Source organism: Bacillus cereus group sp. N24, from assembly GCF_016483345.1.
GTDB classification, from domain to species: Bacteria; Bacillota; Bacilli; order Bacillales; family Bacillaceae_G; genus Bacillus_A; species Bacillus_A toyonensis.
In genome coordinates this window covers 181,343-194,389 of the sequence record NZ_JAEHCA010000005.1, presented here as the reverse complement: position 1 = coordinate 194,389, position 13,047 = coordinate 181,343, and the positions used below count along the sequence as shown (strand labels likewise).

The window sequence follows — 13,047 nt, the reverse complement described above, 5'->3', positions numbered from 1 at the left end:
TCTTTATTGCATATTTCTCGTTAAAGGTAAAATAAACACTTCTACACGTCTATTTTTTGCTTTTCCTTCCGGTGTATCATTTGGTGCAATCGAACGGTATTCTCCGTAACCAATTGCACTAAATTTTCCTGGTTGCAAATCTTTATTTTGAAGTAATACCTGCATAAAATTAACGGCACGCTGTGTACTTAACTCCCAGTTTGATGCAAACTGAGCATTTGCGATAGGAACAGTATCTGTATGACCAGATACTGTAATCTCACGAGGTGATGCGGAAACAAGCAGGTTAGACATCTCTTTTGCAATCCCTAACGATTCTAATTTCACATCTGCTTTCCCCGAGTCGAATAGTACATTTTCTAATATTGTTACCATTAATCCTTTTTCAGTTAAATCGGTTTTAAAAGAAGACGATAATTGCTTTTCCTCAATATATTTATCAATACCTTTTTGTACCGCTTTTAATTCATTCATTTCTTGCTGCTTTACTTCAGCCTCAGCATTCTTTTTAATCTGCTCAGATTCTAAACTATTTGCTGACAACTCTTTCTCTTCATTCGGCTTCTGATCACTTAAAAACTCTTTATTTCCTGTTCCACCTGCTAGTTCACTCCGAAAAGCTACTGCCATCTGTTTAAACTTCGCAGCATCTATACTACTCATTGCGAATAATACGATGAATAATGCAAATAACAACGTTAACATATCAGAATACGGAATTAACCACGTTTCATCGATATGTTCATCATGTTTTTTCTTTTTACCTCTTCTATTTTTTTTACTCCGCATTTTTTTCTGCTCCTATTTCTAGCTTTTTACGCTCAGTTGCAGAAAGTGCACCTAAAATACGGTTCTTCATAATAAACGGATATGTACCTTCTTGTAACATTAATAAACAATCAATAATTAAACGTTTTTTCTCGATTTCAGCTGCAGATTTTTGCTTTAACTTATTTGCAAATGGATGCCATAGTACATAACCTGAAAAAATACCAAAAATCGTTGCAATAAACGCACCTGAAATAGCATGTCCTAACTTGTCAATATCAGTTAAATTACCAAGCGCAGCTACAAGACCAATAACAGCACCTAAAACCCCTAATGTCGGTGCATACGTACCAGCTTGTGAAAAAATCGCCGCTCCTTTTGCATGCCTTTCTTCAATTGCTTCTAATTCAGCTTCTAAAATCTGCTCTAAATCTTCTGCGGATACGCCATCAATCACAAATTTCATACCACGTAAAAGAAATTCATCTTGAATTTTGTCTAATTGTTGCTCTAAAGACAAAATACCGTATTTTCTACTTTCAGATGTCCAATGAACAAATAATTCTAGCAACTGTTCATAACTTAAATCCTTTTTATTTGAACCAAAAAGAACTTTAAATAATTTTGGAACCCTTTTTAGTTGATTCATCGGAAATGCAATACAAACTGCGGCAAATGTACCGATGAAAATAATTAATGCTGCGGCAGGATTCAATAAGGCTGTTACGTCAGCGCCCTTGACGACCATCCCTACTACTACCGCTACAAATCCTAAAATGAGTCCAATAATTGTTGCAAAATCCATTCCCATTCACTCCTAGTCTATACAAGAAGTTCTTTATTCTCGATAATCGCTACATCTTCTTATGTATATATATTACATAAAAAATTCAATTCATGAAAGATAAGAAATGAATTATATGAAAAAATACTACAATTTCACACATTTTCTGACATTTTCTTTGCATTTTCATTACGTTACGGCTCTTATATTTCTTTTTCAACAAACTAAACTTATAATAAAAACAATACATATTTTATTAAGAAAGGACTGTGATTACAAGGCATCATGAAAAAAATAATAATTATTTCTGCCGCTACTATTGTAATCGGTATCACATCTTTCACTTATTTCAGTTCTGAATCACCATTACAAAATGGGGCAAAAGCTGTCGAAAGTCAAAAACATAGTAACCATCCAAAAGAAGAGATTCCTGCTTTTCCAAAAGCTGATCATAATGAAAAAAAACTAGATGATAATTTTTCCGTTGTAACAAATCCAGATTCTGCTCTTGTATTAGTCAATAAACATCGTAAATTACCAGATGGGTATATTCCAGAAGATTTAAAGAAACCAAACGTACCATTTACTAGTCCAAAAGATAAAGAGAAAACATTACTTCGTAAAGATGCTGCAGATGCGCTTGAGAAAATGTTCCAAGCAGCGAAAAACGAGGGGATAGAACTTACAGCAGTTTCAGGTTACCGTTCTTACAAACGTCAACAGTCATTACATAATACCTATATTAAGCGCCAAGGAAAAACTGAGGCTAATTCGGTAAGTGCAATTCCGGGAACAAGTGAGCATCAAACTGGTCTAGCAATGGATATTAGCTCAAAATCTGCTAAATTCCAATTAGAACCAATCTTTGGCGAGACAACAGAAGGGAAATGGGTTGCAAAACACGCCCATGAGTTTGGATTTGTCATTCGTTATTTAGAAGATAAAACAGAAACAACAGAGTACGCATACGAACCATGGCACTTACGCTACGTTGGTAATCCATATGCCACATACATATATAAACACCATCTAACATTAGAAGAGGCAATGAAGGATAAAAAATAAGAGAGCGATTCGCTCTCTTATTTTTGTATTCTCTTCTATTATTTTAGTAATTTCATCTTCCATTCTTCAGGCCACGGCTCGCCTCTTCCTGTTTTTTTCGATGCTTGTACCATCATACCGCGTCCAACTAAACAAACTTCTCCTTCTGCATTTTTGACCATATAGTGCAAATCTAAAGAAGAATTCCCAACTGTTCCTGCCTTTACATATACTTTCAACTGCTCATCAAAATATATTTGTTTGATGAAATTACATTGTAAATCTGCAACAACGATCATCGTTTCTGATGATTCATTTGTCCATTCTTGCATAAATCCAAGTTCTTTAAACAATGCGATACGTGCTTCTTCAAAATATGTAAAAGCAATGACATTATTTACATGTCCAAACATATCTACTTCACCGAAACGAACTTTTACAGGATTGTAAAACGAAAAACCACTTTCCCATTGCTTAAAGTCTTCAATATAAGAAATTCTCTTCATCGTTTTCTCTCCTTTTCAATTACAAATATACAGAATAAACTGAAAAATAACCTTATAAATATTGCCCCTTCAAATGAAGAGGCATATTTATTAATAGTTATTATCGCTACCAAAGAAATCTTTGAACGATTGAATTGTTGTATCGCGGTTTAATGCTGCGATTGAAGTTGTTAATGGAATACCTTTCGGACATGATTGCACACAGTTTTGAGAGTTACCACAGTTTGCAAGCCCTCCATCTCCCATAATTGCACGTAAGCGATCTGCTTTGTGCATTTCACCTGTTGGATGCGAGTTGAATAAACGAGCTTGTGATAACGGTGCTGGTCCAATAAAGTCAGATTTACTGTTTACGTTTGGACATGATTCTAAGCAAACACCACATGTCATACATTTTGAAAGCTCATAAGCCCATTGACGTTTCTTCTCCGGCATTCTTGGTCCTGGACCTAGGTCATACGTACCATCGATTGGAATCCAAGCCTTAACGCGTTTTAATGCGTTAAACATACGACTACGGTCAACTTGTAAATCACGTACAACCGGGAATGTCTTCATCGGTTTTAAGCGAATTGGCTGTTCTAATTGATCAATAAGCGCTGTACATGATTGACGTGGTTTTCCGTTAATAACCATCGAGCAAGCGCCACATACTTCCTCTAAACAGTTCATATCCCATGCAATCGGAGTTGTTTGGTTCCCTTTTGAATCAACAGGATTACGGCGAATTTCCATAAGTGCCGAAATAATATTCATATTTGGACGATATGGAATTTCAAACTCTTGGTCAAACTCTTGTGCATCTGGTCCATCTTGTCTCGTAATGATGAGGCGGATTGTTTTCTCAGACATGTTGCTTATCCCCCTTCTCTTCACCCTTAGCAGCTACATCATGTTTTGAAGAATAGTCACGTTTACGTGGTTTAATTAATGAAACATCCACTTCTTCGTAATGGAATGCTGGTGCATTTCCTTCTCCCTCAAATTTTGCCATTGTAGTTTTTAAGAAGTTTGCATCATCACGATTTGGGAATTCCGGTTTGTAATGCGCTCCGCGGCTTTCATTACGGTTATATGCCCCAATTGTAATAACACGAGCTAGCTCAAACATATTTGCAAGTTGACGTGTAAATGAAGCACCCTGGTTACTCCATCTTGCTGTATCGTTAATGTTAATGCGTTTGTAACGCGCCATTAACTCTTCAATTTTTGCATCTGTTTCTAATAACTTTTTATTTTCACGAACTACTGTAACGTTATCTGTCATCCATTCTCCCAGCTCTTTGTGAAGAACATATGCATTTTCGTTACCATCAAGCGTTAAAATATTGTTAAATTTCTCTGTTTCGATTAATTCATTTTGCTCATATACACTAGATGAAACAGCATCAGATGATTTAGAAAGACCTTTCATATACTCAATTGCGTTCGGTCCTGCTACCATACCACCGTAAATTGCTGATAATAGTGAGTTCGCACCAAGGCGGTTACCACCGTGCATAGAATAATCGCACTCACCTGCTGCAAATAAACCTGGAATGCTTGTCATTTGCTTATAATCAACCCATAGCCCGCCCATTGAATAGTGAACCGCTGGGAAGATTTTCATTGGTAGTTTACGAGGATCATCTCCTGTAAACTTCTCATAGATTTCAATAATTCCACCAAGTTTAATATCTAGTTCTTTCGGATCTTTATGAGAAAGATCTAGGTACACCATGTTTTCACCGTTAATACCTAGTTTTTGCTCTACGCAAACATCAAAGATTTCACGCGTTGCAATATCACGAGGTACAAGGTTTCCGTAAGCAGGATATTTCTCTTCTAAGAAGTACCATGGCTTACCATCTTTATATGTCCAAACACGCCCACCTTCACCACGTGCAGATTCACTCATAAGACGTAACTTATCGTCTCCAGGAATTGCCGTTGGATGGATTTGAATAAACTCACCGTTCGCATAATATGCACCTTGTTGATATACAGCAGACGCTGCTGTACCTGTATTGATAATAGAGTTAGTTGATTTTCCAAAGATGATACCAGGGCCCCCTGTTGCCATAATCACGGCATCAGCTTGGAAACTTTTAATCTCCATAGTTTGTAAGTCTTGTGCAACGATTCCTCGGCACACACCTTCATCATCAACAACAGCTCGTAAGAAATCCCAACCTTCATATTTCGTTACAAGTCCTGCTACTTCGTGACGACGTACTTGCTCATCTAATGCGTATAGTAATTGCTGTCCAGTTGTTGCACCAGCAAATGCTGTACGGTGATGTTGTGTTCCACCAAAACGACGGAAATCAAGAAGTCCTTCTTCCGTACGGTTGAACATAACACCCATACGGTCCATTAAATGAATAATACCAGGTGCTGCTTCACACATTGCTTTAACTGGTGGTTGGTTCGCTAAGAAATCCCCACCATAAATTGTATCGTCAAAGTGGATCCATGGAGAATCCCCTTCACCTTTCGTATTTACGGCACCGTTAATTCCGCCCTGAGCACATACAGAATGTGAACGTTTTACTGGTACTAATGAAAACAGTTCAACATTTACTCCTGCTTCTGCCGCTTTAATCGTTGCCATTAAGCCAGCCAAGCCACCGCCGACTACTATAAGTTTCCCTTTCATGCTCTCCCACTCCTTACTGGTTTGCTAGCTGTGGATCGATGAACGCTAATAATGCACTCACACCTACATAAGATAGACCTAAGAAAATAGCTAATGTTACATAAGTAGAGATTCTTTGTGAACGTGGAGACACTGTAATTCCCCAGCTAATGCAGAATGTCCATAGTCCATTTGCAAAGTGGAAAATTGTTGAAACAACACCAACTAAATAGAATGCAAACATAGCTGGATTGTTTAAAATATCTGCCATCATATCGTAGTTTACCTCTTTACCTAACATTGCTTGAATACGAGTTTCCCAGACGTGCCAAGAAATGAAGATCAGCGTAACGATACCTGAAATTCGTTGGAAGACGAACATCCAGTTACGGAAATAACCGTAAGATACCGCATTGTTCTTAGCTGTAAATGCAATATATAAGCCATATATAGCATGGTACAGTATAGGTAAAAAGATGATGAAAATTTCTAGCGCATACCGGAATGGAAGGAGCTCCATAAAGCCTGCAGCTTTGTTAAAAGCCTCTGCTCCTCTTGTTGCAAAGTTGTTTACAATTAGATGTTGCGTCAAAAAGACACCAACCGGGATGACCCCCATTAATGAGTGCCACTTACGAAACGTATACTCGCGGCCTTTCATGTCCCCATTACCCCCTTGAATGTTTGACTGCTGTTTTCAGATTAATTTACAACAATAATGTTTTTTCACTATTGGCATAAGAAAAACTGAAAAAATTATTCGAAATATTTCAGCATAATTTGATACCAAGTTCATTTTACTCCTATTTTTGTCGAAGCGTCAAGAAAACGTATACATAATTTGCATATAATTTGCCAATTCTTTTTTTCTTCTTATATATTCAGATTTTCCTAAAGAAAAATCTGTTTTTATAAATGAGAAATGTTATATAATAAGCCCTATAGAAAGAGGGGAATATTGTGAGCAAAAATACAATCGATATAACATCTTTAGAAGATGTTTCGTTGAACGCCTTCGCTTATGAATTGCTACGTGAAGAATTACTACCTGATTTAATTGGTAACGATTTAGATGGTATTTTATACTGGTCCGGTAGAAACCTTGCAAGAAAATATCCGCTAGAAACAATTGAAGAAGTCATTCAGTTCTTTGAAAAAGCTGGTTGGGGCACTTTAAGTATTATTGAACATAAACGTCGTGAAATGCAGTTCCAACTTAAAGGCACTCTCATTGCTGAACGTCAAAAACAAAACAGACATTCTTCTTATCAATTAGAAGCTGGATTCATTGCTGAGCAAATTCAGAAGCAACGAAACGTCGTAGCAGAGTCATACGAAGAAAAGAAAAAACGTTCAGACTCTATTACATTTCTTGTGAAATGGGATATAAAAGATCTCATTGAAGTGTAGCCTTACCTACAGTCAACTAGACATATAAGTTTAGTTGACTTTTTTGTATTTTCATTCAGATGAGTTTATTTTAAATCTTCAGAAATTATACCAAAAAACAGAAGACGTTGTAAACTACAACGTCTTCTTATCTGTTAAATACGTATAAATTGTTTCCGCGACATTTTTCGGCATACCCGCTTCGACAAATTCTGCTACAGAAGCTTCTTTCATCTTCTTTAATGAACCAAAATGTTTTAACAATACCTTTTTCCGTTTATCACCGATTCCTGGAATATCGTCCAGTGCTGATTGAATGACAGATTTCCCGTGTAATTGACGATGGAATGTAATCGCAAATCGATGCACTTCATCTTGAATGCGCTGCAATAAATAAAATTCTTGGCTATTCCTCTCAAGTATCACCGGTTCAGGTGGATCCCCAATAATTAAATGGGATGTTTTATGTTTGTCATCTTTTACAAGGCCTGCCATCGGAATATATAACCCAAGCTCATTTTCTAGAACATCACTTACAGCTGCCAGATGACCTTTTCCCCCGTCAATAATGATTAAATCTGGTAATGGTAAATTCTCTTTAAGCGCCCTTGTATAACGGCGCCTCACAACTTCTCTCATAGACTCATAATCATCTGGTCCTTGAACCGTTTTAATTTTATATTTCCTGTACTCTTTCTTCGCTGGTTTCCCATCGATAAAAGCAATCATTGCAGAAACGGGATTTGTTCCTTGAATATTTGAGTTATCAAACGCTTCAATACGATACGGTGTTTCAATCCCGAGCTGCTTTCCTAACTGATCTACAGCTTTAATCGTTCGCTCTTCATCACGTTCAATTAAGTAGAATTTCTCTTCAAGTGCAATTTTCGCATTTTTATTTGCTAATTCTACAAGATCTTTTTTCTTACCACGTTTCGGCTGCGTCGCTTCAACTTCTAAAAAGCGCTCTACTAATTCTGAGTCTATACTTCCTGGAACAACAATTTCTTTCGGTTTAAAATGACTGCTGTTTTCATAAAATTGACCGATAAACGTTAAAAATCCCTCTTCTGGTTCATCATAGATTGGAAACATAGAAACATCACGTTCAATTAGCTTTCCTTTTCGAACGAAGAAAACTTGAACGCACATCCATCCTTTATCAACTGCATATCCAAATACATCACGGTCCACTAAGTCACTCATAATCATCTTTTGTTTTTCCATAATTGCATCTATATGAGCAATTTGATCTCGCAATTCTTTCGCACGTTCAAATTCTAGTTTCTCTGAAGCCTCATACATCTTTGTTTCTAATTCTGAACGAATTTCTTTATGTCCACCATTTAAAAACTTAATAATTTCATCCACAATTTCTTTATTTTGTTCTTCCGTCACTTCTTTCACACAAGGTGCTAAACATTGGCCCATATGATAATATAAACACACTTTATCGGGCATGTTTGAGCATTTGCGAAGCGGATACATGCGATCTAATAGTTTTTTCGTTTCATGAGCTGATTGTGCATTCGGATAAGGGCCAAAATACTTTCCTTTATCCTTTTTTACGTTACGCGTAATGAGTAAGCGCGGCTGTTTTTCAGCGGTAATTTTAATAAAAGGATATGTTTTATCATCTTTTAATTGAATATTATATTTTGGATCATACTTTTTTATTAAATTTAACTCTAAAATAAGAGCCTCCAAATTTGAAGAGGTTACGATATATTCAAAATCTACAATTTTTCCTACAAGCCGAAGTGTTTTCCCATCATGCGAACCAGTAAAGTACGAGCGCACACGATTTTTTAACACTTTTGCCTTCCCGACATATATAACCGTTCCTTGCTTATCTTTCATTAAATAACAACCAGGTTGATCTGGTAAAATAGCTAATTTCTCTTTCAAATGTTCGTGCACTCGCCTACCTCCATTTCTACATGCTTATCATTGCAAATTCAAAATAAAAACATACAATGACAAAACACCCAACATACGTTCTTTTATTGTAACGGAAAGGTTTAAAAAAGGAAAATAAAAAAAGCTACCAAATGGTAGCTTCTTTCTTTTAGAAGTGTTTAGAAACTAATTCTACTAACGCTTCTTTCGGTTTGTAACCTAACGCTTGATCAACTACTTTACCGTCTTTTAATACGAAAAGAGCTGGAATGCTCATTACTTCAAATTGACGAGCAGTTTCTTGGTTTTCATCAACGTCTACTTTTACTACTTTTACTTTTTCACCTAGTTCTGAATCGATTTCCTCTAATACAGGAGCGATCATTTTACAAGGTCCACACCAAGGTGCCCAGAAATCTAATAATACAACACCTTCGCTAGTTTCAGCTGCGAAGCTTTGGTCATTTGCGTTTATAATTGCCATTTTATTTCCTCCTTCAAGTATATTCTACCAAGAGTATATCATTAACTTATATACGTGGCGAATAATATGTATCGTTATGTATTGTAACAAAAAAATGTTCCTTTATACTATATAAAAATATGGATGAAATACTAAAAAGGTGAGGGACAGGGGATCCCTCACCTTTTTCTATATATAGGGGTACTTCACTTGGAACTCAAGGGTACTCAAATCATGAATGTACTTTTAACTTTTTAAACTCTTCTGTTAAAAGAGGTAAAACTTCGAATAAGTCACCAACAATACCATAGTCAGCTACTTTGAAAATACTTGCTTCTGGATCTTTATTAATTGCAACGATTATTTTTGAGTTAGACATACCAGCTAAATGCTGAATCGCACCAGAAATACCGCATGCAATGTATAGATCTGGCGTAACGACTTTACCCGTTTGACCAATTTGTAATGAGTAATCGCAATACTCAGCGTCACAAGCACCACGAGATGCTCCAACAGCGCCGCCTAGTACATCAGCTAACTCTTTTAATGGCTTAAATCCATCTTCACTCTTCACACCACGTCCGCCAGCGATAATAACTTTTGCTTCTGAAAGATCAACGCCTTCTGCAGTTTTACGGACAACATCTTGAATAATTGTACGTAAATCTTTCACATCTACTGTAATAGAAGACACGTCACCTGTGCGAGACTCGTCTTTTTCAAGAGTTGCAATGTTATTTGGACGCACTGTCGCAAATAAGATACCATCTGTTACAATCTTCTTCTCAAACGCTTTACCAGAGTAAATCGGGCGAGTGAAGATAACATTTCCACCTTCAACTTCTAAAGCAGTTACATCAGAAATTAGACCAGCTTCAAGTTTCGCTGCTAATTTTGGTGATAAATCTTTACCAAGTGCTGTATGTCCAAATACGATACCTTCTGGCTTTTCTTCAGCGTATACAGCTAAAAACGCTTGTGCGTAACCATCAGATGTATATGATTTTAATTTATCATTTTCAACTGTCACAACGCGATCTGCACCGTAATGAATCAATTCATTTGCAAAAGAGGCAACGCTGTCTCCAACTAGAAGACCTACCACTTCACCGCCTTCTGCAATTGTTTTTGCTGCTGCTACCGCTTCAAACGAAACGTTACGTAGCGATCCGTCACGAACTTCACCCATTACTAATACTTTACGAGCCATAGATTTTCCCTCCTGCATATATAATTTCGTATTTTATTAGATTACTTTCGCTTCTGTATGGAGCAACGATACAAGTTCTTTTACTTGATCTTGCAGCTCGCCTTGTAACACTTTTCCTGCATCTTTCTTAGGAGGCAAATAGATTTCAATTGTTTTTGTCTTTGCTTCCACATCATCTTCTTCTAAATCTAAATCATCTAATTCTACTTCTTCCAGTGGCTTTTTCTTCGCTTTCATAATACCTGGAAGCGATGGATAACGCGGTTCGTTTAAACCTTGTTGTGCTGTTACTAAAACTGGTAATGACGTTTCAATAACTTCTGTATCACCTTCAACGTCACGCTCAATCTTCACGTTTGTACCATCAATCTCAAGTTTTGTAATTGTCGTTACGTACGGAATATTTAGCGCTTCAGCTACGCGTGGACCAACTTGTCCAGATGCACCGTCAATCGCAACGTTTCCGCCTAAAATTAAATCTGCATCTTTATCTTTTAAATATTCAGCAAGTACTTTTGCTGTTGTAAACTGATCGCCATTTTCAACATCATCTTCAATATTAATTAATACCGCTTTATCACAGCCCATCGCTAATGCTGTACGAAGTTCTTTCTCACTATCTTCGCCACCAACTGTTACGACAGTAACTTCTCCACCTTGTGCGTCTCTTACTTGAATTGCTTCTTCAATCGCATATTCATCGTAAGGGTTGATGATGAATTCCGCTTCGCCATCGTAAATTGCACCGTTTTTAATTACGATTTTTTCTTCTGTATCAAATGTTCGTTTCATGAGTACGTAGATGTTCATTCCATTTACCCCCTTATTTTTCAGAAAGATTCTATCAATTTTAAAATTCTGTTAATTTATATTAAAAAAATAATTGAACTACCTACCACTAAACGAAGGCTTACGTTTTTCTAAAAACGCTGCTACACCTTCTCTTCCATCTTCACTCGTAAATACTTCACCGAAGATTTGAGCTTCGCGCTGTACACCTTCGTAATAATGAGACGATTTTGTCGTTTGCAATAACTCTAACACAGCACGAGTTGTTGCTAGACTTTTTCCAGCAATTTGTTTTGCAACTTTAAGTGTATCGTCTAAAAGTGTTTCTTCAGAAAACACCCCGTTAACAAGTCCCCATTTTAATGCTTCTGCACCAGTAATTGGTGTACTCGTTAACATCATTTCACAAGCTTTCGCTTTCCCAACATAACGTGGTAAGCGCTGTGTACCTGCAAAACCAGGAATTAATCCAAGTGTTAATTCAGGTAAACCAAGTTTTGCACTTTCAGTTACAAAGCGCATGTGGCAAGACATAGCAAACTCAAGGCCGCCGCCAAGTGCCGCTCCATGAATTGCCGCGATAACTGGTTTTGAACATTTTTCAACACGCTCAAATGTAACTTGTCCAAGCTGTGCTAATTCTGTCGCTTGCTTCGCTTCAGTAACAGATGTAAATTCTTTAATATCTGCTCCTGCTGAGAAGAATCGCCCTTCACCGTGAATAACAACAACACGAATGTTATCATCCTTCTCCACTTGATCAATCAACTCAGTAACGTCATGCATAACTTGTGAAGACATCGCATTCGCTGGCCCGTGATTTAACGTCGCCACCGCAATATGGTCTTCAACTCTTACAGATAGGAATTTCAACATGATCCCTCCCATTATTGACGATAACCACAAGCTGCAATAAGTAGCCCATGTACCGTTTTTGAAAGTGCGACCAGATCATACTTATGATCGCTCATTACCCAATTGGTCACAACTTCATCTACTGTTCCAAAGATCATTTGTCTTGCCACACGAACATTTAAGTCCGCCTGAAACTCACCTTGCTTTATACCTGTCTCTAAAATTTCATCCATAACTTGTAAGTAGCCTTTTAATACTTCATTTATTTTAAGGCGCAAGTCTTGATTGGACTGTCTTAGCTCTAATTGCGTAACGATAGCAAGAGGATCATTTTGTGATAACAGCAAGAAGTGCGTTTCTACCAACATGAATAACTTCGCTACAGCGCTTTCAATTCCTGCTGTTTTTTGACGAATTGTTTCAACAAATTCTCCCATCTTCTCTTGGAATAAGGATATTAATATATCTTCTTTATTTTTAAAATATAAATAAATCGTGCCATCTGCTACCCCAGCTTGCTTTGCAATTTTAGAAACTTGCGCTTGATGGTATCCATTCTCTGCAATCACAATGACTGCCGCATCAATAATTTGATTGTATTTCGGTCTATTTTTCTTCACTTTACTGTCCCCTTCAAGAAGATGACTGAATGAATAGTCATTCATATTCTTATAATACTGACTATTTAGAAAAGTGTCAATCCTATTTTTTCAAAAAGAAAGG

At 36.9% G+C, this 13,047-nt stretch carries 14 protein-coding genes; 2 read left to right on the top strand and 12 right to left on the bottom strand.

Annotation, left to right across the window (positions count from 1 at the left end; all coding sequences use genetic code 11):
- Positions 1–3: 3 nt before the first annotated feature.
- Together motB and motA are read right to left on the bottom strand one after the other, a co-directional pair.
- Entirely contained in the window at positions 4–789 is a 786-nt protein-coding gene (gene motB / locus JDS95_RS10605; RefSeq protein ID WP_001256738.1) for a flagellar motor protein MotB, read from the bottom strand.
- Positions 779–1,573, bottom strand: coding sequence for a flagellar motor stator protein MotA (gene motA, locus JDS95_RS10600; RefSeq protein WP_000344856.1), 795 nt, complete (start codon positions 1,571–1,573; stop codon positions 779–781). Before motA ends, motB begins: the two co-directional genes overlap by 11 nt.
- A 264-nt stretch (positions 1,574–1,837) precedes the next feature.
- Between motA and JDS95_RS10595 the strand changes: the two genes are divergently transcribed.
- Positions 1,838–2,617 carry a M15 family metallopeptidase gene (locus JDS95_RS10595; RefSeq protein WP_199690457.1) on the top strand — a complete coding sequence of 260 codons (780 nt, stop codon included), beginning with the start codon at positions 1,838–1,840 and terminating at the stop codon, positions 2,615–2,617.
- A gap of 38 nt (positions 2,618–2,655) precedes the next feature.
- Here JDS95_RS10595 and JDS95_RS10590 read toward each other — a convergent pair whose 3' ends face one another.
- From JDS95_RS10590 to sdhC, 4 genes are all read right to left on the bottom strand, one after another.
- A complete protein-coding gene (locus JDS95_RS10590) occupies positions 2,656–3,102 on the bottom strand; it encodes an acyl-CoA thioesterase (RefSeq protein ID WP_000822754.1) in 447 nt (148 codons plus the stop codon).
- Positions 3,103–3,192: 90 nt separating this feature from the next.
- On the bottom strand, positions 3,193–3,954 hold the full coding sequence (gene sdhB / locus JDS95_RS10585) for a succinate dehydrogenase iron-sulfur subunit (RefSeq protein WP_001291830.1): 762 nt from the start codon (positions 3,952–3,954) through the stop codon (positions 3,193–3,195).
- Positions 3,947–5,740 carry a succinate dehydrogenase flavoprotein subunit gene (gene sdhA / locus JDS95_RS10580; RefSeq protein ID WP_000676745.1) on the bottom strand — a complete coding sequence of 598 codons (1,794 nt, stop codon included), beginning with the start codon at positions 5,738–5,740 and terminating at the stop codon, positions 3,947–3,949. The genes sdhB and sdhA overlap by 8 nt, the downstream gene beginning before the upstream one ends.
- Before the next feature lie 13 nt (positions 5,741–5,753).
- Positions 5,754–6,380 carry a succinate dehydrogenase cytochrome B558 gene (gene sdhC, locus JDS95_RS10575; protein WP_000678354.1) on the bottom strand — a complete coding sequence of 209 codons (627 nt, stop codon included), beginning with the start codon at positions 6,378–6,380 and terminating at the stop codon, positions 5,754–5,756.
- Between the two features lie 299 nt (positions 6,381–6,679).
- Here sdhC and JDS95_RS10570 point away from each other — a divergent pair, with 299 nt between their 5' ends.
- Entirely contained in the window at positions 6,680–7,129 is a 450-nt protein-coding gene (locus JDS95_RS10570; protein WP_000042215.1) for a YslB family protein, read from the top strand.
- A 114-nt stretch (positions 7,130–7,243) separates the two neighbouring features.
- On the opposite strand, the gene uvrC is transcribed toward JDS95_RS10570, so the two are convergent.
- The 6 genes from uvrC to JDS95_RS10540 form a co-directional block, all read right to left on the bottom strand.
- Positions 7,244–9,028, bottom strand: coding sequence for an excinuclease ABC subunit C (uvrC, locus tag JDS95_RS10565; protein ID WP_199690455.1), 1,785 nt, complete (start codon positions 9,026–9,028; stop codon positions 7,244–7,246).
- 148 nt (positions 9,029–9,176) lie between these two features.
- A complete protein-coding gene (gene trxA / locus JDS95_RS10560) occupies positions 9,177–9,491 on the bottom strand; it encodes a thioredoxin (protein ID WP_000974757.1) in 315 nt (104 codons plus the stop codon).
- A 211-nt stretch (positions 9,492–9,702) separates the two neighbouring features.
- The gene (gene etfA / locus JDS95_RS10555) at positions 9,703–10,680 is read right to left on the bottom strand and encodes an electron transfer flavoprotein subunit alpha (protein ID WP_000101960.1); all 978 of its coding nucleotides are present in this window, start codon (positions 10,678–10,680) and stop codon (positions 9,703–9,705) included.
- 36 nt (positions 10,681–10,716) lie between these two features.
- On the bottom strand, positions 10,717–11,490 hold the full coding sequence (etfB, locus tag JDS95_RS10550) for an electron transfer flavoprotein subunit beta (protein WP_001029031.1): 774 nt from the start codon (positions 11,488–11,490) through the stop codon (positions 10,717–10,719).
- Positions 11,491–11,568: 78 nt separating this feature from the next.
- A complete protein-coding gene (locus tag JDS95_RS10545) occupies positions 11,569–12,345 on the bottom strand; it encodes an enoyl-CoA hydratase (RefSeq protein WP_000911298.1) in 777 nt (258 codons plus the stop codon).
- Positions 12,346–12,356: 11 nt separating this feature from the next.
- On the bottom strand, positions 12,357–12,944 hold the full coding sequence (locus JDS95_RS10540; RefSeq protein WP_000742218.1) for a TetR/AcrR family transcriptional regulator: 588 nt from the start codon (positions 12,942–12,944) through the stop codon (positions 12,357–12,359).
- Positions 12,945–13,047: the final 103 nt, after the last annotated feature.

Coding starts and splice junctions, on each gene's coding strand:
- motB (WP_001256738.1), bottom strand. CDS start 789: ATGCGGAGTAAAAAAAATAGAAGAGGTAAAAAGAAAAAACATGATGAA.
- motA (WP_000344856.1), bottom strand. CDS start 1,573: ATGGATTTTGCAACAATTATTGGACTCATTTTAGGATTTGTAGCGGTA.
- JDS95_RS10595 (WP_199690457.1), top strand. CDS start 1,838: ATGAAAAAAATAATAATTATTTCTGCCGCTACTATTGTAATCGGTATC.
- JDS95_RS10590 (WP_000822754.1), bottom strand. CDS start 3,102: ATGAAGAGAATTTCTTATATTGAAGACTTTAAGCAATGGGAAAGTGGT.
- sdhB (WP_001291830.1), bottom strand. CDS start 3,954: ATGTCTGAGAAAACAATCCGCCTCATCATTACGAGACAAGATGGACCA.
- sdhA (WP_000676745.1), bottom strand. CDS start 5,740: ATGAAAGGGAAACTTATAGTAGTCGGCGGTGGCTTGGCTGGCTTAATG.
- sdhC (WP_000678354.1), bottom strand. CDS start 6,380: ATGAAAGGCCGCGAGTATACGTTTCGTAAGTGGCACTCATTAATGGGG.
- trxA (WP_000974757.1), bottom strand. CDS start 9,491: ATGGCAATTATAAACGCAAATGACCAAAGCTTCGCAGCTGAAACTAGC.
- etfA (WP_000101960.1), bottom strand. CDS start 10,680: ATGGCTCGTAAAGTATTAGTAATGGGTGAAGTTCGTGACGGATCGCTA.
- etfB (WP_001029031.1), bottom strand. CDS start 11,490: ATGAACATCTACGTACTCATGAAACGAACATTTGATACAGAAGAAAAA.
- JDS95_RS10545 (WP_000911298.1), bottom strand. CDS start 12,345: ATGTTGAAATTCCTATCTGTAAGAGTTGAAGACCATATTGCGGTGGCG.